The organism is Polaribacter sp. BM10 (genome assembly GCF_002005425.1).
Lineage (GTDB): Bacteria > Bacteroidota > Bacteroidia > Flavobacteriales > Flavobacteriaceae > Polaribacter > Polaribacter marinaquae.
On record NZ_CP019704.1, the window covers coordinates 951,816 to 973,535 of the forward strand.

25 protein-coding genes are annotated in these 21,720 nt (G+C 28.1%); 14 read left to right on the forward strand and 11 right to left on the reverse strand.

All coding sequences use genetic code 11. The annotated features are described in order from the left end of the window. Nucleotides 1–131: 131 nt before the first annotated feature. Nucleotides 132–2,129: an LTA synthase family protein gene (locus BXQ17_RS04160; protein WP_077809429.1), complete on the forward strand. Its 1,998-nt coding sequence runs from the start codon at nucleotides 132–134 to the stop codon at nucleotides 2,127–2,129. Here BXQ17_RS04160 and BXQ17_RS04165 read toward each other — a convergent pair. Genes BXQ17_RS04165 through BXQ17_RS04185 form a run of 5 tightly spaced genes read right to left on the reverse strand, consistent with a single transcriptional unit; the run spans nucleotide 2,122 to nucleotide 6,130 of the window. Further along, the gene (locus tag BXQ17_RS04165) at nucleotides 2,122–2,676 is read right to left on the reverse strand and encodes a phosphatase PAP2 family protein (RefSeq protein ID WP_077809430.1); all 555 of its coding nucleotides are present in this window, start codon (nucleotides 2,674–2,676) and stop codon (nucleotides 2,122–2,124) included. The genes BXQ17_RS04160 and BXQ17_RS04165 overlap by 8 nt on opposite strands. A gap of 5 nt (nucleotides 2,677–2,681) precedes the next feature. Further along, the gene (locus tag BXQ17_RS04170; RefSeq protein WP_077809431.1) at nucleotides 2,682–3,836 is read right to left on the reverse strand and encodes a peptidylprolyl isomerase; all 1,155 of its coding nucleotides are present in this window, start codon (nucleotides 3,834–3,836) and stop codon (nucleotides 2,682–2,684) included. Nucleotides 3,837–3,840: 4 nt separating this feature from the next. Further along, nucleotides 3,841–4,569 carry an FKBP-type peptidyl-prolyl cis-trans isomerase gene (locus BXQ17_RS04175; RefSeq protein WP_077809432.1) on the reverse strand — a complete coding sequence of 243 codons (729 nt, stop codon included), beginning with the start codon at nucleotides 4,567–4,569 and terminating at the stop codon, nucleotides 3,841–3,843. Between the two features lie 9 nt (nucleotides 4,570–4,578). Continuing rightward, nucleotides 4,579–5,112, reverse strand: a complete 534-nt coding sequence (gene gldI / locus BXQ17_RS04180) for a gliding motility-associated peptidyl-prolyl isomerase GldI (RefSeq protein ID WP_077809433.1) — start codon at nucleotides 5,110–5,112, stop codon at nucleotides 4,579–4,581. Next, complete coding sequence (locus tag BXQ17_RS04185) at nucleotides 5,102–6,130, reverse strand: bifunctional oligoribonuclease/PAP phosphatase NrnA (protein ID WP_077809434.1); 1,029 nt, start codon at nucleotides 6,128–6,130, stop codon at nucleotides 5,102–5,104. The genes gldI and BXQ17_RS04185 overlap by 11 nt, the downstream gene beginning before the upstream one ends. Nucleotides 6,131–6,210: 80 nt before the next feature. On the opposite strand from BXQ17_RS04185, the gene BXQ17_RS04190 reads away from it, so the two are divergent. Together BXQ17_RS04190 and BXQ17_RS04195 are read left to right on the forward strand one after the other, a co-directional pair. Then, nucleotides 6,211–7,242, forward strand: a complete 1,032-nt coding sequence (locus tag BXQ17_RS04190; RefSeq protein WP_077809435.1) for an alkaline phosphatase D family protein — start codon at nucleotides 6,211–6,213, stop codon at nucleotides 7,240–7,242. Between the two features lie 50 nt (nucleotides 7,243–7,292). Further along, nucleotides 7,293–7,712, forward strand: coding sequence for a nucleoside-diphosphate kinase (locus tag BXQ17_RS04195; protein ID WP_077809436.1), 420 nt, complete (start codon nucleotides 7,293–7,295; stop codon nucleotides 7,710–7,712). 72 nt (nucleotides 7,713–7,784) lie between these two features. Here BXQ17_RS04195 and BXQ17_RS04200 read toward each other — a convergent pair whose 3' ends face one another. Both BXQ17_RS04200 and BXQ17_RS04205 read right to left on the reverse strand, forming a co-directional pair. Further along, nucleotides 7,785–8,081 carry a DUF721 domain-containing protein gene (locus BXQ17_RS04200; protein ID WP_077809437.1) on the reverse strand — a complete coding sequence of 99 codons (297 nt, stop codon included), beginning with the start codon at nucleotides 8,079–8,081 and terminating at the stop codon, nucleotides 7,785–7,787. Next, nucleotides 8,081–9,160, reverse strand: coding sequence for a DNA replication/repair protein RecF (locus tag BXQ17_RS04205; RefSeq protein WP_077809438.1), 1,080 nt, complete (start codon nucleotides 9,158–9,160; stop codon nucleotides 8,081–8,083). Before BXQ17_RS04205 ends, BXQ17_RS04200 begins: the two co-directional genes overlap by 1 nt. A 114-nt stretch (nucleotides 9,161–9,274) precedes the next feature. Between BXQ17_RS04205 and BXQ17_RS04210 the strand changes: the two genes are divergently transcribed. The 8 genes from BXQ17_RS04210 to BXQ17_RS04245 all read left to right on the forward strand — a co-directional run bounded on the left by BXQ17_RS04210 (nucleotide 9,275) and on the right by BXQ17_RS04245 (nucleotide 16,644). Next, nucleotides 9,275–10,042, forward strand: coding sequence for a tol-pal system YbgF family protein (locus BXQ17_RS04210; RefSeq protein ID WP_077809439.1), 768 nt, complete (start codon nucleotides 9,275–9,277; stop codon nucleotides 10,040–10,042). A gap of 76 nt (nucleotides 10,043–10,118) precedes the next feature. After that, on the forward strand, nucleotides 10,119–10,625 hold the full coding sequence (gene ribH, locus BXQ17_RS04215) for a 6,7-dimethyl-8-ribityllumazine synthase (protein WP_077809440.1): 507 nt from the start codon (nucleotides 10,119–10,121) through the stop codon (nucleotides 10,623–10,625). Between the two features lie 120 nt (nucleotides 10,626–10,745). Continuing rightward, the gene (locus tag BXQ17_RS04220) at nucleotides 10,746–11,021 is read left to right on the forward strand and encodes a riboflavin synthase subunit beta (protein WP_077809441.1); all 276 of its coding nucleotides are present in this window, start codon (nucleotides 10,746–10,748) and stop codon (nucleotides 11,019–11,021) included. Next, nucleotides 11,021–12,835 (forward strand): DNA mismatch repair endonuclease MutL, encoded by a 1,815-nt coding sequence (gene mutL / locus BXQ17_RS04225; RefSeq protein WP_077809442.1) that lies wholly within the window; start codon nucleotides 11,021–11,023, stop codon nucleotides 12,833–12,835. The genes BXQ17_RS04220 and mutL overlap by 1 nt, the downstream gene beginning before the upstream one ends. Nucleotides 12,836–12,837: 2 nt before the next feature. Then, the gene (locus tag BXQ17_RS04230; RefSeq protein ID WP_077809443.1) at nucleotides 12,838–13,569 is read left to right on the forward strand and encodes a rhomboid family intramembrane serine protease; all 732 of its coding nucleotides are present in this window, start codon (nucleotides 12,838–12,840) and stop codon (nucleotides 13,567–13,569) included. Further along, nucleotides 13,569–14,423 carry a rhomboid family intramembrane serine protease gene (locus tag BXQ17_RS04235; RefSeq protein WP_077809444.1) on the forward strand — a complete coding sequence of 285 codons (855 nt, stop codon included), beginning with the start codon at nucleotides 13,569–13,571 and terminating at the stop codon, nucleotides 14,421–14,423. The genes BXQ17_RS04230 and BXQ17_RS04235 overlap by 1 nt, the downstream gene beginning before the upstream one ends. A gap of 1 nt (nucleotide 14,424) precedes the next feature. Then, entirely contained in the window at nucleotides 14,425–15,441 is a 1,017-nt protein-coding gene (locus BXQ17_RS04240) for an endonuclease/exonuclease/phosphatase family protein (protein WP_077809445.1), read from the forward strand. Between the two features lie 42 nt (nucleotides 15,442–15,483). Further along, entirely contained in the window at nucleotides 15,484–16,644 is a 1,161-nt protein-coding gene (locus BXQ17_RS04245) for an NAD(P)/FAD-dependent oxidoreductase (protein WP_077809446.1), read from the forward strand. On the opposite strand, the gene BXQ17_RS04250 is transcribed toward BXQ17_RS04245, so the two are convergent. Further along, nucleotides 16,641–16,958, reverse strand: a complete 318-nt coding sequence (locus tag BXQ17_RS04250) for an antibiotic biosynthesis monooxygenase (RefSeq protein WP_077809447.1) — start codon at nucleotides 16,956–16,958, stop codon at nucleotides 16,641–16,643. The two genes, BXQ17_RS04245 and BXQ17_RS04250, sit on opposite strands and share 4 nt — an antisense overlap. A 193-nt stretch (nucleotides 16,959–17,151) precedes the next feature. On the opposite strand from BXQ17_RS04250, the gene mtaB reads away from it, so the two are divergent. The 3 genes from mtaB to BXQ17_RS04265 all read left to right on the forward strand — a co-directional run bounded on the left by mtaB (nucleotide 17,152) and on the right by BXQ17_RS04265 (nucleotide 20,155). Beyond that, nucleotides 17,152–18,474 (forward strand): tRNA (N(6)-L-threonylcarbamoyladenosine(37)-C(2))-methylthiotransferase MtaB, encoded by a 1,323-nt coding sequence (gene mtaB / locus BXQ17_RS04255; protein ID WP_077809448.1) that lies wholly within the window; start codon nucleotides 17,152–17,154, stop codon nucleotides 18,472–18,474. Between the two features lie 78 nt (nucleotides 18,475–18,552). Then, a complete protein-coding gene (locus tag BXQ17_RS04260) occupies nucleotides 18,553–19,212 on the forward strand; it encodes an alpha/beta hydrolase (protein ID WP_077809449.1) in 660 nt (219 codons plus the stop codon). 40 nt (nucleotides 19,213–19,252) lie between these two features. Continuing rightward, nucleotides 19,253–20,155 carry a lytic transglycosylase domain-containing protein gene (locus tag BXQ17_RS04265; protein ID WP_077809450.1) on the forward strand — a complete coding sequence of 301 codons (903 nt, stop codon included), beginning with the start codon at nucleotides 19,253–19,255 and terminating at the stop codon, nucleotides 20,153–20,155. 14 nt (nucleotides 20,156–20,169) lie between these two features. On the opposite strand, the gene BXQ17_RS04270 is transcribed toward BXQ17_RS04265, so the two are convergent. The 3 genes from BXQ17_RS04270 to BXQ17_RS04280 all read right to left on the reverse strand — a co-directional run bounded on the left by BXQ17_RS04270 (nucleotide 20,170) and on the right by BXQ17_RS04280 (nucleotide 21,700). After that, nucleotides 20,170–20,364 (reverse strand): YwbE family protein, encoded by a 195-nt coding sequence (locus BXQ17_RS04270; protein WP_077809451.1) that lies wholly within the window; start codon nucleotides 20,362–20,364, stop codon nucleotides 20,170–20,172. Between the two features lie 86 nt (nucleotides 20,365–20,450). Beyond that, the gene (locus BXQ17_RS04275; RefSeq protein ID WP_077809452.1) at nucleotides 20,451–20,642 is read right to left on the reverse strand and encodes a cold-shock protein; all 192 of its coding nucleotides are present in this window, start codon (nucleotides 20,640–20,642) and stop codon (nucleotides 20,451–20,453) included. Nucleotides 20,643–20,758: 116 nt separating this feature from the next. After that, entirely contained in the window at nucleotides 20,759–21,700 is a 942-nt protein-coding gene (locus tag BXQ17_RS04280) for a nitronate monooxygenase family protein (RefSeq protein WP_077809453.1), read from the reverse strand. Between the last annotated feature and the right edge of the window lie 20 nt (nucleotides 21,701–21,720).

Consider the following 21,720-nt stretch of genomic DNA (forward strand, 5'->3'; position numbering starts at 1 on the left):
GATGAATCAACGTTCATCAGTAAAAGTATTTCATTAAATTATTTTTTAAATACAGGATAGGCAAAGTTTTTGAAAACATTTATAAATTTATTAGTAACCGAAAAATAATATATTTGCAGTTAAAAAATATAATGTTCAAAAGAATACCAAACTATATTAAGTATATTTTCACTCATCTTATTTTTCTGTTTGCTTATATATTTTTCTTTAGAATTTTATTTTACTTTTTATTTTTCGAGTTAGATAATATTGCAATTAGTGATGTAAAAAAAGGTTTCTTTTTAGGAGCACGTTTCGATTTAAAATTAGCTGTAATAACAATTTTTCCAACAGCTATTTTAGTATTAATTACCAACTATAAATTTTTAAGTAAAAAAATATTCAAAATTATTGCAAATATTTATTTCTTAATTGGTTATGTAATTTTAACGCTATTCTTTTTATTCGATTTTGGGTATTATGACTATTTAAACATTAGGCTAGACGCTTCTTCTTTACGCTTTTTAAGTAATTTAAAAATTTCTAGTAAGGTTTTAGTAGAAAGCTACCCTATTTATAAAGGTTTAATCGGGTTATTATTACTTGGTATTGCTGTATTTTGGTTTTCTAAATTTATTTACAACTCATTTACAACTCAAAAAACTCTTATTACTAACAAAGTTAAATCACTTTATTTTATTGGAACATTTTTGATTCTTTCTTTCGGAATTTATAATAGTTTTACTCACTATCCTCTTCGATGGAGTCAAGCTTTTTTTTCTAAAAATAATGCTGTAAATCAATTTACTTTAAATCCTGTTTTATATTTTTTTGACAGTTTTGCCTACAGAAGTGAAGGCGTAAATATGAAAGAATTTAATAAATATTACCCTGTAATTTCTAAGCACTTAAAATTACCAAAAGATTCTATATCATTTTCTAGAAAAGTAAATTTTGAAACAACATTTAAAGAGAAACCAAATGTAATTATTGTTATGTTAGAATCCGTTGGTGTTAAACCAATGAGCTATTATGGCAACCCGATAAATAGTACACCTATTTTAGATTCTTTACTTCAAAAAAGCATCAGCTTTCCTAATTTTTATGTACATAAATCTGGTACAGCTGCTAGTGTCTTTGCAAGTGTAACCGGTTTACCAGATATCGAAAATATTAGAACAGCTTCTAGAAATCCTCTTTTACAAGATCAAAGAATTCTTTTTGATCAGTTTACAGATTATGAAAAATTATATTTTTTAGGCGGAAGTGCAAATTGGGCAAATATTAGAAGTATTTTTCAATCGAATGTTAAAGGTTTAAAAATTTTTGAAGAAGGAAGCTACGAAACTGAAAATAGAGCAGATGTTTGGGGAATTGATGATTATGAATTGTTTAAAGAAGCTAATAAAGAGTTAGAAAAAATATCTAAAAAAGGCAAACCCTTTGTAGCTTATATACAAACAGCAACAAATCATATGCCTTTTACAGTACCGGATGCTAAGGAAAGCTACAAACCTTTAAAAGAAAATGATATTTCTAAAAATGAATTAGAAAAAAGCGGATTTAAATCTGTAGATCAATTAAATGCTCTTAGATATCTAGATTTTAATGTAGGTATATTTCTAAAAAGAGCAAAAGAATCTGGTTATTATGATAATACAATTTTTGCATTTTTTGGTGATCATAATACTGCTATGACAAAAACAGATTTGTATTCTAAAGAATATGATTTAAATATTCAATCACAACATGTACCCTTTTTAATTCACGCACCTAAATATGTAAAGCCAAGAGTTATTAAAAAGAATGGTAAATTAATTGACTTATTTCCAACTTTAATTAGTTTAGCTAAAATAGAACACACAAACTATACTTTAGGAAATAACCTTTTAGATAGTACCTACACAAATAGTAACTCTTTTGTATACCTTGGTATAAAAGGAGAACCTGCGGTAGGAATAATTGAAGATAGTTTGTATTACTATAAAACAACCATTACAAAATCTAATGGTTTGTATAATTTAAAAGAAAAATCGCTTACAGATTTAAAAGATAATTTACCAAGAAAAACAAGAGAATTAGATAGTTTACTTAGTGCTTATTATAACGCTACCAAATACTTGTATTTTAATAATAAAAAGACTAACTAAAAATCTTTTTATCTAACTTATTAAATAAGTAAAAATAAATTTTAGCAAAAGTGATTCCGATTAGAATTCCTACTAAAATATCTATTGGATAATGAATACCCAAATACAATCTACTATAAGCAAATATCATTGGAAATAATAACAAAAAGTACACATACTTGTACGCATCTTTAAGTAATAAAATAACAAATACAGTAAAGAAAGTAGATGTTGTTGCATGACCAGACATAAAACTAAAGCTTTGCGGACTTATTAATGTTCTAAGCTGATATTTTATAGTAATATCATTATTCGGTCTTATTCGTTGTACAGAATTTTTAATTAGATTGGTAAATTGATCTGAAAATGCTACTAAAATAATCATCGCCAATAAAACGAATCCTCCTTTTTTCCAACCAAATTTTTTAATTACCAAAAACATAATTAAAAAAAATAAAGGAATCCAGTTTCGTTGATCTGTAACAGTCAACCAAAACGGATCCCAATATTCATTTCCTAAATTATTTAGAAAAATTAGTAATTCTTTGTCTTTTTGAATAATATTCATAAAACTTACTTACCAATTTTTAGAACTTCAACCTCAAAAACCAAATCAGATTTTGCAGGAAAAGGCCCAAATTTTATATCACCAAAACCAATAGTATAAGGTATAAACAATCTTGCTTTTTCGCCTTGTCTCATAGTCAAAATACCTTCTTTCAATCCACTTATCATTGGTCTAGCTTCATCATTTAAATCAAAAACTATAGGATTACCAACATCACTAGAAGATTGCATTCTTGTACCATCTGCAATATAAAGAGTATAATTTACGGTAACAGATTTATTAGGATTTACCTTTTTACCGTTCGTTTCTTTTAGTTTTAATATACGTAAACCTGTACCTGTTTTAGTTGCTTTAGATTCTTCCTTTTCAATTAAAAATTCTTTTTTAGCTTTTAAATATTTAGCATATCTCTTTTCTTCTAGAATTTTTTCTTGTTCTAGCTTTTCTTTTTGAGATTTATTAAAATTTTCAACTTCTCTATCAAAAACTTCTGCAGCATTAAAATTCTCTGCAAAATCACCTATTCTGATAATATTTATAGTTTTTATAGTATCGTTTTGAACTATATTATTAACCACTGACATTCTGGTGGAATCTATTGCTTTTACTAATTGTAAAGAATCAGAATATTTTTGTTGAAGTTTTTTTAATTCAAAAGGATTCACAACAGTTTTACCAAAAACACTGTGTTTACCATCTAAATGCGGAATTGGTCTATGTGTTATAAAAAATTGACTATTATTTGTTGTTGGACCACCATTAGCCATGGAAAGAACACCTTGATCGTCGTGTTTATACAAAACATCTCCATTTTGATCTCTTGGAAATTCGTCACCAAAAAGATATCCTGCACTTCTTCTACCTTCTGGTGTAAATCCGCCACCTTGAATTACAAAATTAGGCACAACCCTATGAAAAATAATACCTTCGTAAAAGTTTTTACCTTTTAAAGAATCGACTAATCTGCTATTTGTACCCTCAACTAAAGCAACAAAATTCGCTACAGTTTTGGGTACATTTTCTGCATGTAATTCTAATAAAATATTTCCTTTATTGGTTTCTATTTCTGCATACAAACCGTTGTCTAAATCTTTATACTTTTGAGTATTACAAGATGTTAGAACAATCAATAATAAAGAAACTATGAAAAAATTTTTCATTTTATTACTTTAAAACTTCTAATAATTCGATTTCAAAAATTAATGTAGAAAAAGGCTTGATATTTTCTCCTCTTTGCTGCACACCATACGCTAATTCTTGTGGAATAAAGAATTTATACTTTGCTCCTTCTTTCATTAACTGCACACCTTCTGTCCATCCTTTAATTACTTGATTTAAACCAAATTCTGCTGGTGTACCTCTATCTACAGAACTATCAAAAACTTTACCATCTAAGTTAGTACCATGATAATGAACTTTTACTCTAGAGTTTGGTCCTGCTGGTTTTTCTCCTTTTCCTTCTTTTAAAATGATATACTGAATACCACTTTCTGTAGTTTTTACACCTTCCTTATTTTTATTTTCTGCTAAAAATTCTTCTCCTGCTTTTTTGTTTTCTCCAAACTTAGCCATTGCTTCCTTTTCTGCTTTTGCTTGCATTTCTTTCATTTGAGCTTCTTGCTTCTTCTGAAAGTATGAACTTAAAACTTTTTGAATATCTTTATTCTCAATTAATAAATTTGTAGAGTCTAAACCATTTCTAATACCTTGTGCTAATAAATCTTTATCTACTTCACTAAAATTAGATTTTAATTGACCAGACATACTTAAACCAACTGCATAACTAACAGAGTCTAATTCTGTTTCTAAAGAACTAACTTCTTTTACTTGGTTTCCGCAAGAAAACATAGATACTGTAATTGCTACTGCTGCTAAATTTTTTACAATTTTCATTTTTATAAATTATTTAATGTTTATTAATTTTACGTTACTTTTAATTGTTTTGTTCATTTCTATTTTGTTCCCATCTCCAGTAATACCAAAAGCATTATAAGACGGAATAACAAATGTAATTGTTTCTCCTATTTTCATCAACTTTATTCCTTTTTGAATTCCAGAAATAAAATCTTCTTTATCTACTCGGTAAGTTTTTACACCTAATTCTTCTTTAGAATAAATTATTGAGTCGTTCAAATCTCTAATATCGTATTCTATCTCTACAACATCACCTGTTTTTGGTGAAATGGTATCTGTTACATTTTTATTTTTATATGTGTACCAAAATCCGTTTGATGAATTTTGATAAACATTAAGAGAATCTTTTGTAATAAAATCTAAAATCTTTTCATCTTCAAATTGCACCATTTTCTTAGCTGTTTCTATATTATCTTGAAAGATTGTTGTGCTTGCCTTCGGATTAATAGGTCTTCTTGGTTGTGGTTTAGAACAACCTAAAATCAATAATAAGAAAATAATAAAATAGAAATTAGTCTTCATAAGAGGTTTTTAATTCAGTTTTATATTTTGGTAATAGCGCTTTAAATTCTTCTATAATTTCTTCTATAGAACCAGAAAATCTTCCTCCTGCTGCATTATCATGTCCGCCACCATCAAAATGATTTCTAGCAAATTTGTTTACAGAGAATTTACCTTTAGATCTAAATGAAATTTTAATAATATTTTGCTCTTTATCTTCAATAAAAATTGCTGCAAAAATTATTCCTTTTAAAGACAAAGCATAATTTACAACACCTTCTGTGTCTCCTTTCTGAAAATCAAATTTTTTCTTTTCGTCTTCGGTTAACGTAATAAAGGCGGTTTTAAATTCTGGTAATATTTGTAAATTTGTTAGTGCTTGTCCTAATAACAACAACCTTCCGTAAGAATTAGAATCGTAAACGTTGTTATGTATTTTATCGTTTTTAGCTCCTTTGTCAATTAGATTTGCAATAATTCTGTGAGTAGTACTTGTTGTAGATCTAAATCTAAAAGAACCTGTATCTGTCATGATACCAGTATACAAACACGTAGCAATATCTTTATCAATTAAATCTAAATCATTGTTCATTTCTATAAATTGATACACCATTTGACATGTAGAACAAATTGTAACATCAGAATACATATATTTTACATCGTCTGGTTGCTGATGATGATCTATCATTGCAAAATCATTAGGATACTTTTCTAATGTATTCTGCATGTCGTTACCAACTCTGTGCAAAGCATTAAAATCTAATAAAAATATAATTTCTGATGCTTCTATAGCCTTTTTAGATTGCGAGTTTTGCCAATCGAAACGATATGTGTTATTTGAACCAGGTAGCCAATGTAAAAAATCTGGATACTCATTTGGTACAACAACGGTTGGTTTATGACCTTTTTTTTCTAAATAATGTAATAAGCCTAAAGTAGAACCCATTGCGTCTCCGTCTGGGTTTCTATGACCAATAATTACAATATTTCTTGGTTCTGATAAAAACTTTTTTAACTCTTCAAATCCTTTTAAAATCATATGTGGCGAATATACAATTTAATAACATTGTTCAAAATAAAAATTAATTTACATTTGTTTAAAACTCAAACCTATTTAAAGTGAAATTAATTATTAAATATTATTATTTTATCTGTGCTTTTTTTATTTTTTCATGCACATCAACTGGCACAATCATCGAAAATGAAGCAAACGATTTTACAATTGCTTTTGGATCTTGTAACAAACAATATGTAGAAAATTTACTTTGGAAAGAAATAAAAAAAAACAAACCTAATTTATGGATTTGGGGTGGAGATAATATTTATGCAGACACTCATAATTTAGTAAAGCTTAAAGAAGATTATGCAACTCAAAAAAATCAAAAAGGGTATTTAGATTTAGTTAAAAACATTCCTGTTATGGCTACTTGGGATGATCATGATTACGGAATTAATGATAGTGGTGAAGAATCTCCAAATAAAGTAGAAGCTCAAAAAGCTTTTTTAGATTTTTTTAATGTGGATGCTAATGATTCTCGCAGAAACCAAAAAGGAATTTATCACACAGAAACTTTTAAGACAGCAAAAGGTACTATAAAAGTCTTTACTTTAGACACACGTTATTTTAGAACTGCCTTAACAGACGACAACGAAACTAAAAAAAGATACAAGCCAAATACATATGGCAAAGGCACAGTTTTGGGCGATCAACAATGGGATTGGTTAACTAAAGAACTAAAAAACTCTAATGCAGATTTTAATATAATTGTTAGCAGTATACAAGTTTTATCTCAAGAACATGGTTACGAAACTTGGGGTAATTTTCCGCATGAAGTAGATAAATTAAAGCAAATAATAACAAATAGTAAAGCAAAGGGTGTTTTGTTACTTTCTGGCGACAGACATATTTCTGAGTTTTCTAAAATAGAAGTTAAAGACTTAAACTATCCTTTAATCGATTTTACTTCTAGTGGATTAACACATTCTTATAAAAATTTTAGTGGTGAAAAAAATAAAAATAGAGTTCTAAATGTTGTATCAGAAATAAGTTATGGTTTGCTAAAATTTGATTTTGATACTCATAAAATCACAATGGAAATGCGTGGTAAAAACAATAAATTGTTACAAGAACTTTATCAAATCTATCCATAACTTGCTATTAATATTAAAAAGTGTACTTTTGCAAAAATTTAAAAATTACAATGGCAACAAATAGAACATTTACAATGCTTAAACCAGATGCTGTAGAAAACGGTCACACTGGTGCTATCTTAGACAAAATTAACGCTGCAGGCTTTAGAATAGTAGCTTTAAAGAAAACTCAAATGACTAAAGCAGACGCAGAAACTTTTTATGCTGTGCATAACGAGCGTCCGTTTTTTGGTGAGTTAGTAGAATTTATGACTCGCGGACCAATTGTAGCTGCAATTTTAGAAAAAGAAAATGCAGTAGAAGACTTTAGAACTTTAATTGGTGCAACAAACCCAGCAGATGCTGCAGAAGGTACAATTAGAAAATTATATGCAACTTCTATGGGAGAAAATGCTGTACATGGTTCTGATTCTGATGAAAACGCAGAAATTGAAGGAAACTTTCACTTTTCTGGAAGAGAGCAATTTTAATAAGAATTTTTAGAAATTCTTAGTCTAAAAATATATTTAGAAAACTCGTAACTTAATTGTTACGAGTTTTTTTTATACCAACATTACTTTAGAGATTACATCTTCACCAATCTCTTCATTTAACATTTTAGCAATTTTATCTTTACCATAACTCAACTCTTCTCTCAAAACAGAAGAAGTCAATTGCACAACCAGCGTTTTATTTTGTAATTTAACAGATGTTGTATGATTTGCAACTCCTGGCCCCATCATTTTGGTCCAAGATTCTTCAATTTTAATCTTTTGCATTCCTTTTGTCAAATTGTTTTCTTTGATAAAAAGTTGCATTAAATCTTCAATAGAAAAAGAATCATTTTCTCTTTTAGACATTATAATTTAAATATTTGATAAGGTTTATTACTTTGTTTTACGATGTTTTCTGTTCTTTCAGAATGTGTATCTGTTATAAAAATTTGTCCAAATTCATCATTATTAACTAAATTGATAATTTGCAACACTCTACTTTCATCTAATTTATCAAAAATATCATCTAACAATAAAATAGGTGTTACGCTAGCTTGTTGCTTTATAAACTCGAACTGCGCAAATTTTAAAGCGATTAAATAAGACTTTTGTTGCCCTTGTGAGCCAAATTTTTTAATAGGATAATTTCCTATCTCGAAACTTAAATCGTCTTTATGTATACCAGATGTAGTATACTGTATTATTTTATCTTTATCTAAAGATTTCTGAAATAATTCTTTTAAAGAAAAATCTTGTAACTGACTTTTATAAACCAAGTTTACATGTTCTTTATCATCAGAAATTATTTGATATTTCTCATTAAAAATAGGAATAAATTTTTCTAAAAAAGCTTTTCTAACCTCATAAATTCTTGTACCGTATTCACATAATTGCTCATCATATACATTTAAATTTAATGCATCAAAAGTTCTATTAGCCGCAAAATACTTTAACAAAGCGTTTCTTTGACTCAATATTTTATTATATGCAATTAGGTCTTTTAAATAACTTTTATTTTGCTGCGAAATAACACCATCTATAAATTTTCTTCTTGTATCACTACCTTCTGTTACTAAATCTCTATCGGCAGGTGAAATTATTACTAAAGGTAATTGACCGATATGTTCAGAAAACTTGTCGTAGTTTTTACCATTTCTCTTTAAAACCTTCTTTTGACCTTTTTTTAAACTACATACAATCTTTTCACTTCTGTCGTTTAAATTGTAATCTCCTTCGATCATAAAAAAAGATTCTCCGTGTCTAATATTCTGTGTTGCGACAGAATTAAAGTAACTTTTTGCAAAAGACAAATAATAAATAGCATCTAAAACATTTGTTTTACCAACGCCATTATTACCAACAAAACAATTTATTTTTTGCTGAAAATCAAAAGATTGCGATTCGATATTTTTAAAATTAACTAAAGAAAGTTTTTGTAAATACATGAATAAGTTTTGTTCTTTAAAAAGAATTGCAAATTATTGAAAATTTTGCGAAATATGTGCTTTTAAAATCCAATTAAAAAAACTATTTTTGTCGCCACTAATTTTAAACTAAGCATGGCTACATACAAGAAAAAATATAAACCAGAAGGTAAAAAAGAGCAACAACAATTTGATGATTCTGAATTTGAAACAGCTGGAGTTTTAAACACTTTAGACGAAACTGCTTCTAAATCTGAACAATGGATAGAAAAAAATAGCAAGCCGTTATTTTACTCTTTAATTGCAGTAGTTGTTTTATTTTTAGCTTACCTAGGTTATAATAATTACATTTCTGAACCAAACGAATTAGAAGCTTCTAACGAATTGGCTTTTCCTAGAAAATACTACGACATGGCTTCTACAGCTGGTTCTGGCATCGATTCTTTATTAAATTTAGGTTTAGAAGGTGCAGATGGTAAATATGGTTTCTTAGATATCGCAGATAATTATAGCGGAACAAACGCTGGAAATTTAGCTAATTACTATGCAGGTGTTTCTTATTTAGAAATGAAGCAGTATGATAAAGCAATAAATCATTTAGAAAAATTTAATTCTGATGATGAAATGTTAGGGCCTATTACTTTAGGTGCAGTTGGTGATGCTTTTGCAGATATTAACCAACCAGAACAAGCTTTAGAATACTACGAAAAAGCAGCAAATAAAAAAGACAACGAATTTACAACTCCTTTATTTTTATATAAAGCAGGTATAACTGCTATGGAATTAAAAGAGTTTGATAAAGCAACTTCTTTATTTACAAAAATAAAAGACAATTATCCAACATCAGATCAAGGTCTTAATGTTGATAAATTTATTAATGCTGCAAAATACTCTGAACAATAGTTCGAAGTAATAACAGTAACAATTTGCAGTAAGTAGTTTTATAAATACTGCATACTTAAACTGAATACTGACTTAAATGGCAACAACAAACTTATCTTATTACGATAAAGCTACAATCCCAAATGCGAAATCTTTTCGATTTGGGATTGTTGTTTCTGAATGGAATCCAGAAATCACAAAAAACCTACAACAAGGTGCAATAGAAACTTTTTTAGACTGTGGTACTTCTAAAGAAAATATAATTTCTTGGAATGTTCCTGGAAGTTTCGAATTGGTTTACGGTTGTAAAAAAATGATTGAATCTGAACAAGTAGATGCAATTATTGCAATTGGTAATGTTATACAAGGCGAAACAAAACACTTCGATTTTGTATGTGAAGGTGTTACACAAGGTATTGTAGACTTAAACATTAAATACGATGTGCCCGTAATTTTTTGTGTATTAACAGACAATACAAAGCAACAATCTATCGATAGATCTGGTGGTAAACTAGGTAATAAAGGTATAGAATGTGCTGTTGCTGCAATAAAAATGGCTGCTATAAAAAATATAGACAGAAAAAGCGAAAGCATCGGTTTTTAAGAATTGTTTTAACATCATTTTTAGTAAGTTTCCTTTAATTTAATTAAATTTGGAATCCTTTTTCAATTGGTATGAAAATTGATTTACTCTAAAATCTATTCATCAATTATTACTAAAATTATGGGATTTCTAAAAAGAACAAATAAAAAATTTGATTATCAACCTCGCTATTATAAAGGAGAAGGAAACCCTTTTAAAATAGAGCACAAATTAGATCAGTTTAGAACAACTGCCGGAAAAAATAAAAATCTTAAAGGTAAGTTTCATGATGCTATTGGAGATTTAAAAAATTCTGATAAGAAAACAAATAGAACTTTAATTATTATAATTTCTATTTTAGTTTTAATCTTTCTATACATAATAGACTTCGACTTATCTATATTTATAAATAATTAATGTCTGATATTATTCAACTTTTACCAGATCATGTAGCAAACCAAATTGCTGCAGGAGAAGTGGTACAACGTCCTGCATCTGTAGTTAAAGAATTACTAGAAAATGCAATAGACGCTGGTGCAACAAATATTAAATTACTAATTAAAGATGCAGGAAAAACTTTAATACAAGTAATTGATGACGGTAAAGGCATGAGTACTACCGATGCAAGAATGAGTTTTGAGCGTCATGCAACTTCAAAAATTCAGAAAGCAGAAGATTTATTTAATTTAAATACAAAAGGTTTTAGAGGCGAAGCTTTGGCTTCTATTGCTGCTATTGCTCATGTAGAATTAAAAACGAAACCTAAAGGAGAAGAACTAGGTACTTGTATTAAAATAGAAGGAAGTAAAATAATTTCTCAAGATTTTATTTCTACTGGTGAAGGAACAAGTTTAGCTGTTAAAAATCTATTTTATAACATTCCTGCAAGAAGAAATTTTTTAAAATCTGATACTGTAGAAACGCGTCATATTATAGACGAGTTTCAAAGAGTTGCTTTGGCACATTCTAGTATTTCTTTTTTATTACATCATAATAACAATGAGGTGTATCATCTTAAAAGCGGAAATTTAAGACAAAGAATAGTAGCTGTTTTTGGCACTAAAATGAATGAAAAATTAGTTCCGATAGATGAAAAAACAGATATTGTTGCTATAGAAGGTTTTGTAGCAAAGCCTGAATTTTCTAAAAGAAAAAGGGGCGAACAATTCTTTTTTGTAAATAACAGATTTATTAAAAGTTCTTATTTAAACCATGCTGTAGTTAGTGCTTTTGACGGTTTATTAGAACAAGGTTCGCATCCATCCTACTTTTTGTATTTACAAGTTCCTGCAAATACAATAGATATTAACATTCATCCTACTAAGACAGAAATTAAGTTTGATAATGAGAAGGCGCTTTATGCTATGCTAAGAGCAACCGTTAAACATAGTTTAGGACAATACAATGTAGCACCTGTTTTAGATTTTAATAGAGATGCAAATTTAGATACACCTTACAATTTTAAATCTAGCACTAAAACCGCTGCAGTACCAACTATATCGGTTAATCCAGACTTTAATCCTTTTAAAGAAGAACAAAATACGCAGCCAAACTTTAATTACAAAAGAGAAAAACAAACAGAAAGTTGGGAATCTTTATATACTAACATAGAGAGCACAGAAACTAATAAAACAGAAAGCTTATTTGAACAAGTTGAAGAAGAAAAAACTCAAAAGACTTTTCAAATACAGCGTAAATATGTAATGAGTTTGATTAAATCTGGCGTAGTTTTAATCAATCAATCGTTAGCACATCAAAGAGTTTTATACGAACAATTTTTAGAAAGTATTACCGTTAAAGAAGCAAACAGTCAGCAATTGCTATTTCCTGTTAAAATTTCATTTTCATCAGCAGAAATAGAAATGATATATACAATAAAATCAGAATTAGAAAATGCTGGTTTTTCTTTTGATGAATTTACAAAAGATAGTGTTACAATTAAAGGTATACCGGTTTCTGTAACAGAAAGTAAAATAACAATTATTTTAGAAGAATTGTTAAATGATATGAATTTAGAAGTACCAGATGCTAGTTTTAGTCATTTTGATGTAATGGCAAAATCTTTTGCCAAAACTTTATCTATAAAAACAGGTACACTTCTATCAGAAAAAGAACAAGAAAGTCTTGTAAACAACTTATTTTCTTGTAAAGAACCTACAATTTCTCCGTTTGGAAAAGCTACTTTTAAAACACTAACTTTAAACCAAATAGATAATTTATTTAATAGTTAATTATGAATAAAATTACAGACGGAATTAAACATCTAGTTATAATAAATGTTATTTTATTTATAGCACCTCAGTTTTTAAAATTAGATCTTACTAATGTTTTAGCATTGCACTTCCCAAAAAATAGTCATTTCGGATTTTGGCAATATTTAACACACATGTTTATGCATGCCAGCTTTCCGCATATTTTATTTAATATGTACGGTTTGTGGGCTTTTGGTACACCGTTGGAGCAAATGTGGGGTAAAAAGAAATTTTTATTCTTTTATTTTTCTGCAGGTTTAGGCGCTGGTTTAATTTACACTCTTGTAAACTATTATCAATTTAACGGAATTTATGATTTATTTATAAATGCTGGTTTAAATAATGCAGATGTAATTTCTATTTTAGAAAAAGGTTCTACTGCTGGTTTTAATGTAAACACAGAGATAACACAAGTTCAGTTTGATAAAATTTATTCTTTATACCACATGCCTGCAGTAGGTGCTTCTGGTGCTGTTTACGGTGTTTTAGTTGCTTTTGGATTGTATTTTAAAGATGCAAAATTGGCCTTATTGTTCTTTCCTGTTCCAATTGCCGCTAAATACTTTATTCCGTTAATGATTTTAGGAGATTTATTTTTCGGAATGACCAACTATTCTGTTGGTAATGTTGCTCATTTTGCACACATTGGTGGTGCTTTAATAGGTTTTATAATTGCTTACTATTGGAAAAAAAATCAATTTAAAATTTCATAATGAGTTTTATAGACAATCTAAAATACAAGTATAAATCTGGTAATATTATAGAAAAACTTATCTATATAAATGTAGGTGTTTTTTTAGTAACACTTATTCTTAAGGTATTTTCTGGTTTATATAAAAGTAATCAGAATTTTGTTTTCGAGTGGTTTTCTTTAGATGATAAATTAAACATCTTTATATCAAGACCTTGGTCTATTATTTCGTACGGATTTTTGCACGCAGATTTTATTCACCTGTTGTTTAATATGATAACTTTGTATTTTATAGGCAATCTTTTTGTTCAATATTTTACTCAAAAACAAGCACTAACATTTTATATTTTAGGAACATTATTTGGCGGATTATTTTTTATGTTAAGTCAAAATAATTTTCCTTTATTTGATGGTGAATCTTCTAGATTGGTTGGTGCATCTGCCGGAGTATCAGCAATATTTATAGGTATTGTTACATATATGCCAAATTATCAAATAAAAATACCTTTGTTAGGCTTTTTAAAATTATGGCATTTAGCAGTAATTTGGTTAGCTTTTGACTTTATCGGGTTAATTGGTGCTAATGCGGGTGGTAGTTTTTCTCATTTAGGTGGTAGTTTATTAGGCTTTTTGTATGTGAGGCAAGCAAGTAATAAAGAAATCAACTTTTCTGAAATATTTTCTTCTCTATTTAAAAAGAAAGAAAAGAAATTAAAAACTGTTTATAATTCTAAGAAAGCTAAAAAAACGAAGCCAAAAACAAATGGCCTTAACCAAGAACAAGTCGATAAAATTTTAGATAAAATTAGTAAATCGGGTTACGACACTTTAACGAAACAAGAAAAAGAGTTTTTATTTAAACAAGGGAAAAAATAATATGAAAAACTTATCTTTTTTAGACAAAGTTCTTTATTTATTGAACTCTCTGGCTGCAACATTACTGTTACTTTCTTACTTGTTGCCATTTATATCGCCAAGTGTTGTTCCGGTATTTGCTATTTTAAGTTTATTTGTGCCCTTTTTACTAATTATAAATCTTGTTTTTGCTATTTATTGGTTGATAAAACTTAAACGTCAGTTTTTAATATCAATAATAGTTTTAATTGTTGGATGGCTTTTTACGCCTCCTTTTTACAAAATTTCAAGTAATAATTCATCTTTAAATTCCGATTTAAAAGTGATGAGTTATAACGTAAAAGCATTCGATTTATTTACAAAATCAAAAGACAGTAGTAACTTTTCTAATGGTTTTGATTTTATTTCTGATAAAAATCCAGACATTTTAGTTATTCAAGAATATTATAAGTCAAAAAAAAATAAATTATCGTTTCCTTATAAATACATCAAACTTAGATCAAAAAAAAGTCAATATGGTTTGGCAATTTATTCTAAATATAAAATTGTAAATTCAGGTTCGCTAGATTTAGATAGTAAAGGAAATAATATAATATTTGCAGATATACTTAAGAATAAAGACACCATAAGAATTTATAATGTTCATTTCGAATCTCTAAGAATTAAGCCTAACGAGGAAAATTTTGGTGAAGAAAATTCAGAAAAATTAATAAAACGACTTTCAAATTCATTTAAAAAACAAGCAGAACAAACCAATGTTTTTTTAGCGCATGAGAAATTATGGACTGGTAAAAAAATTATAAGCGGAGATTTTAACAATACTTCTTACTCTTGGTTATATCATCAAATATCAGATAACAAAAAAGATGCATTTATAGAAGCTGGTAAAGGTTTTGGTAAATCTTTTTCTTATTGGTTTCCGTTAAGAATCGATTTTATTTTAACCGACAAAGATGCTATAGTCAATCAATTTTTAACTTTAGAAAATAAAAACTCAGACCACTTCCCTATTCTATCAAAAATTAATTGGAAAGATTAAGTAAATTAGCTAAAATTAACAAAAGAGATTCACCCAATAGCTATGATAAAAACTGATGTCTGTATTATTGGTGCTGGCCCATCGGGTGCAAGCACATCTTTGACTTTATCAAAGATGAAAATACCACATTATATCATAGATAAATCTACTTTTCCTAGAAATAAAACCTGTGGCGATGGATTGATTTTATATGCTTACAAAGCTTTACGATTAATAGATGAAGATTTGTTTGATAATTTTTTAAAGCACCCTAAATTTATACATAGTAAAAATATTAAACTACATGTAAATAATAATGTAGATATCAACTTTAAAGAAAGTAAAGATCGGAACATGGTAATTACTTATGCTAAAAGATTCGATTTTGATGACTTTTTAGTTAAGAATATTTCTGATAAATATGCTTCTTTTGATTTTGGTAATGGAGTTAAAAATATAACAGAACTTGAAGACGGTGTACTCCTCAAGCTAAAAGATGGTAAAGAAATTTTAAGTAAAATTGTTATTGGTGCAGACGGTGTTAATTCTATTGTTAGTAGAAAGCTAGCCAGCAATAAACTTCAAAAAAACTTAACATCTACATTTGTAAATGGTTATTTTAAAAATGTAACCAAATTATCTAAAACTAACGAAGCTGAAATAAGGATTATTTATAAAAAAATTCCATTATTTTTCTATATTTTTCCTCTTTCTGATGGATCTGTAAATATAAGTTTAGGCGGAAATGCAAAATTGATATTAAAACATAATATTAATTTAGTCGAGCAAGTAGAATCAATAATTAAAAACCATCCTAAAGTAGCATATAAATTTACAAATGCTATTAAAATTGATTCGTGGCGAGGATGGAGTATTCCTTATAATTTTGGTAAAAATAAAGTATACGGAAATAGATTTATGTTGGTTGGTGATGCTGCTGGTTTAACAAATCCTTTTTACAAAGAAGGTGTGGGTACAGGAATGATGTCTGGTATCATTTGTGCAAAATCTATTGAGGCTAGTCTAAAAAACAATAACTTTAGTGAAGATTTTTTATCAACTTACTCTAAAAACTTAAAAAGTGAATTTGGTAGGTTATTAAAGTTTAGCCGTTTAATGCTTAAAGCTACAGAATTTAAATTTATGTTTGGTTCAATAACATATTTACTAAAAAATAGAATCGAAACAAAAGCAACAAAAATTATCAAAAGAAAAAGTTATTAGCTCTCAAAACCATATTCTCTTTCTACTTTACAAATACGTAAACGATATTTCTTGTACCACTTTTTTCTCCCTAATTCTCTAGCTTCTGTATGTTCTACATTGTTTTTCCAAGCAGTTATAGCCTCTAAAGAACTCCAATAAGAAACAGTAATACCAATACTTTTTCTAGCAGATTCGATACCTAAATAACCAAGTTGTTTTTTTGCCAACAGCTCCATTTTATCAGCCATTTCTTCATAACCTTTTATATTATCGGTTAAAATTGTTGAAAAAACTACAGCATAATATGGTGTTTTTAAATTATCAATTATCATTATAACATATTTTTAAACTTCAAAAATATAATTTAGAGATTAAAAAGCGATTAATTAAGTAAAAAAATAAAATGTAATGTCAAGTTAATGAATAGCTTATAATATTGCTATTTAACAATTTATTAATATCTAATCGTTCCATTTTAAAAATCATCAATAAAATCGTACTTTTGCATTTGCAAAAATCATAAAAATGGTCGCAGAAAAAAAGGTAGCTTTTTATACTTTAGGTTGTAAACTTAACTTCTCTGAAACATCTACTATTGCTAGAAATTTTGTTAATGAAGGTTTTAAACGCGTAGAGTTTGAAGAGAAAGCAGATGTATATGTAATAAATACATGCTCTGTTACAGACAATGCAGATAAACGTTTTAAATCTATTGTAAAAAATGCTTTAAAGAAAAATGATGATGCATTTTTAATAGCAGTTGGTTGTTACGCGCAACTTAAACCAGAAGAATTAGCTGCAGTAGATGGTGTAGATCTAGTACTTGGCGCTACAGAAAAATTTAATGTTACTTCTTACATAAATGATTTAACAAAAAATAATGTAGGAGAAGTACATTCTTGTGAAATTTCTGATGCCGATTTTTATGTTGGTTCTTATTCTATTGGAGACAGAACAAGAGCGTTTTTAAAGGTTCAAGATGGTTGCGATTATAAGTGTACATATTGCACAATACCTCTAGCTAGAGGTATCTCAAGAAGTGATACTTTAGAAAACGTAATTTCTAACGCAAAAGAAATTTCTTCTAAAGGTATTAAAGAAATAGTATTAACTGGGGTAAATATTGGTGATTATGGTAAAGGTGAGTTTGGTAATAAAAAACACGAACATACCTTTTTAGAACTTGTTAAAGAATTAGATAAAGTAGACGGAATTCATCGTTTAAGAATCTCATCTATAGAACCTAATTTACTTAAGGATGAAACTATAGACTTTGTTTCTAAATCTTCTTCTTTTGTACCTCATTTTCATATTCCTTTACAATCTGGTAGCGATGTTTTATTAAATAAAATGAAACGTAGATACTTAACAAATACTTATACAAATAGGGTTACTCGTATTAAAGAAGTTATGCCAAATGCGTGTATTGGTGTTGATGTTATTGTTGGTTTCCCTGGTGAAACAGACGAATTATTTTTAGAAACATATAATTATTTAAACGAAATGGATATTTCGTATTTACATGTTTTTACCTATTCTGAAAGGCCTAATACAGAAGCTGTTGAATTTGAAGGTGTAGTTCCTAAAAAAGTAAGAGCAAAAAGAAGTAAAATGCTTAGAGGTTTATCTGCAAAAAAACGTAGAGCTTTTTACGAAAGTCAATTAGGTAATACTTTAACTGTTTTGTTTGAAAGTGAAAATAAAGAAGGATATATACATGGTTTTACAGAAAATTACGTGAAAGTAAAAACTCCATGGAATCCTGCATTGGTAAATACACTTCATCAAGTACTCTTAACTGAAATAGACGAAGATGGTTCTGTGAGATTAAATTTTACAAATCTATAAGATTAAATTAACATTAAGAAAAAGTAAATTTGGCACTTGTTTTGATGCTACAATGTCAACAAAATACATATAATTTAAATGAATAAAACCCCTATATATTTTATGCCCGGTTTAGCTGCGGGTCCAGAAATTTTTGAAAATTTAGAATTAGATCCAGAAAAGTATACTTTTCATTATTTAAAATGGATAAAACCACTGGCTTTAGAAGAAGATATAGATAATTATGCATGCAGGTTAAGTGATGAAATTAAAGAAAAAAATCCTGTTTTAGTTGGTGTTTCTTTCGGCGGAATTATGGTACAAGAAATTGCCAAATTTGTAAATCCTAAGAAAGTAATTATTATTTCTAGTGTTAAAAATCAAGGCGAGTTGCCTAAAAAATTTAAACTGGCTAAATTTACAAAGGTTTACAAGTTTTTTCCTACAGTAATTGTAGAGAATTTTGAAGATTATGCAAGGTATTTTCTTGGTAAATCTTTAAAGAAAAAAGCAGAATTATATAAGAAATATCTTTCTGTTAGAAGTAAGAAATACCTTAAATGGTCTATTTACAATGTACTTAAATGGGAACAAATTAGTCCTTTAGAAGATATTGTACATATTCACGGAACTAAAGACACCGTATTTCCTATCAAAAATGTAAAAAACGCTATAGAAATTAAAGGCGGAACACATATCATGATATTAACTAAAGCAAAAAAAATATCTAAGATTATTGATGACGTTTTAACTTTTTAAACTAAAGTGTTTTCCATACATTTATGGTAAAATTGATATTATGAAATCTTTACAACGCATATTTTCTTTACTAAGTGTAACTCTTATAACCATCGTTTTTTTTAACGGTGTACATAAATCTGATACAGATCCGGAAACACTTACACATAGAACTTACAAAATTAAATCTCTTAAATTACCTGAAGGATTAAACCTTGCAGGAGAAAGAGTTCCTTTGGAAATTAATGATGTAAGAGAGAGAATGGAACGCGAATTGCTTGTAAATACATATTGGCAATCAAATGGATTATTACTTATTAAGAGAGCTAATAAATATTTTCCGATAATAGAACCATTATTAAAAAAATACAATTTACCTGATGATTTTAAGTTTTTAGCTTTAGCCGAAAGTGGTTTTACAGATGAAACTTCTTCTGTTGGTGCTGCTGGTATGTGGCATTTTATGAGAGCCACAGGTAAAGAATACGGATTAGAAATTAATAAAAATGTAGATGAACGTTATAATATTGAAAAATCTACTAGAGTTGCAGCAGAATACTTAAAAAAATCTAAAAACAAATTAGGTTCTTGGACACTAGCTGCTGCTGCATATAACGCTGGTAATTATGGTGTTTCTAAAAGATTAGAAACGCAACAAGTAAGCAGTTATTACGATGCTTTACTTCCTGATGAAACAGAGCGTTACATATTTAGAATAATTGCTTTAAAAGAAATAATTTCGAATCCAAAGAAATATGGATTTGTTTTCGAAGAATCTGATCTTTATACTCTTGAAAAAACACGAACTGTTAAGGTTGACACTGTAATTACAAACTTAACTAACTTCGCTAAAAACTACGGAATGAATTATAAAGAATTAAAAATTCACAATCCTTGGTTAAGAGAAAACAAATTAAATAATAAAAGTAGAAAGCTTTATGAAATTAAAGTTTTAGACAAATAGAAGAAAAACTTAATCTAGTATATATTCTTAACTCTACCAACCAAACCAGATTCTAATTGTACTTTTATTCCGTAAGGATGGTTTTTAGATTTTGTTAATATTTTCTGAACAACACCTTTGGTTAATTCACCCGAAGATTGATGATGTTTTAGTACAATTTCTACGAAAATACCCAATTGTACATTTTTTCTTTGTCTACCATCTTTCATATTATTTTTTTAATTACTAAAATAAAAAAAGCCTATCAATAATTGATAGGCTTTTAGATAAAAATTTAACTAGTAATAATATATAATTATATAACTCTTACGTTTACTGCGTTTAATCCTTTTCTTCCATCTTGTAAGTCAAACTCAACTTCATCGTTTTCACGAATTTCGTCAACTAAACCTGACACATGTACAAAATGTTCTTTGTTTGTTCCTTCTTCAGTGATGAATCCGAATCCTTTAGATTCATTGAAAAATTTTACGGTACCTTTATTCATTATAATAATATTAAATATGTTGCTTGTTTAATTACTAACAACGTTTATTGAGTTACAAAGATAATGCCAATAAAATTAAATAACCAAGTTTATTTACTTTTATTTTAGAAAATAACTTAAATACTGGCAATTAATGCTTTAACAGTATTAAATTCTGCAATAATTTCATCTAAAACTTCTTTAGCTAGTTTAATTTTATGTATTAATCCGGCTACTTGCCCTATTTCTAATTCACCATTTTCTAAATCACCTTCAAACATTCCTTTTTTTGCACGAGCTCTACCTAAAAGATCTTTAATTTCTTCTAAAGTTGGATTTTGTTGATATAATTCTTGTATTTGATTGTAAAAATTATTTTTAACCAACCTAACTGGTGCCAATTCTTTTAATGTTAATTGTGTATCACCATCTTTAACATCAATAATAGTTTTCTTAAAATTAGAATGTGCAGAAGATTCTTCTGTAGCCGCAAATCTACTACCAATTTGCACTGCATCTGCACCTAAAACCATTGCTGCAAGCATTCCTCTACCTGTTCCAATTCCTCCTGCTGCAATAACCGGAATTTTCAATTGCTCTTTAACCATTGGTATTAACGTAAAAGTTGTAGTTTCTTCTCGACCATTATGTCCGCCCGCTTCAAAACCTTCACAAACTACAGCATCAACACCTGCTGCTTCAGATTTTAATGCAAACTTTACAGAACTAACAACATGTACAACAGTAATACCTCTTTCTTTTAGAAATGAAGTATAAGTTTTAGGGTTACCCGCAGAAGTAAAAACTATTTTAACTCCTTCTTCAACAATAATTTCTATTATTTTTTCAATATCAGGATATAACATTGGTACATTAACACCAAATGGTTTTGTAGTTGCTTTTTTACATTTCTGAATATGTTCTCTTAGAACTTCTGGGTACATCGAACCTGCACCAATTAGTCCTAATCCACCTGCATTAGATACTGCTGCTGCTAATTTATAACCAGATACCCAAATCATTCCTCCTTGAATTACTGGATATTTTATTTTAAATAATTCTGTTATTTTATTTGTCATCTTGTTAGAGAGATAAAATT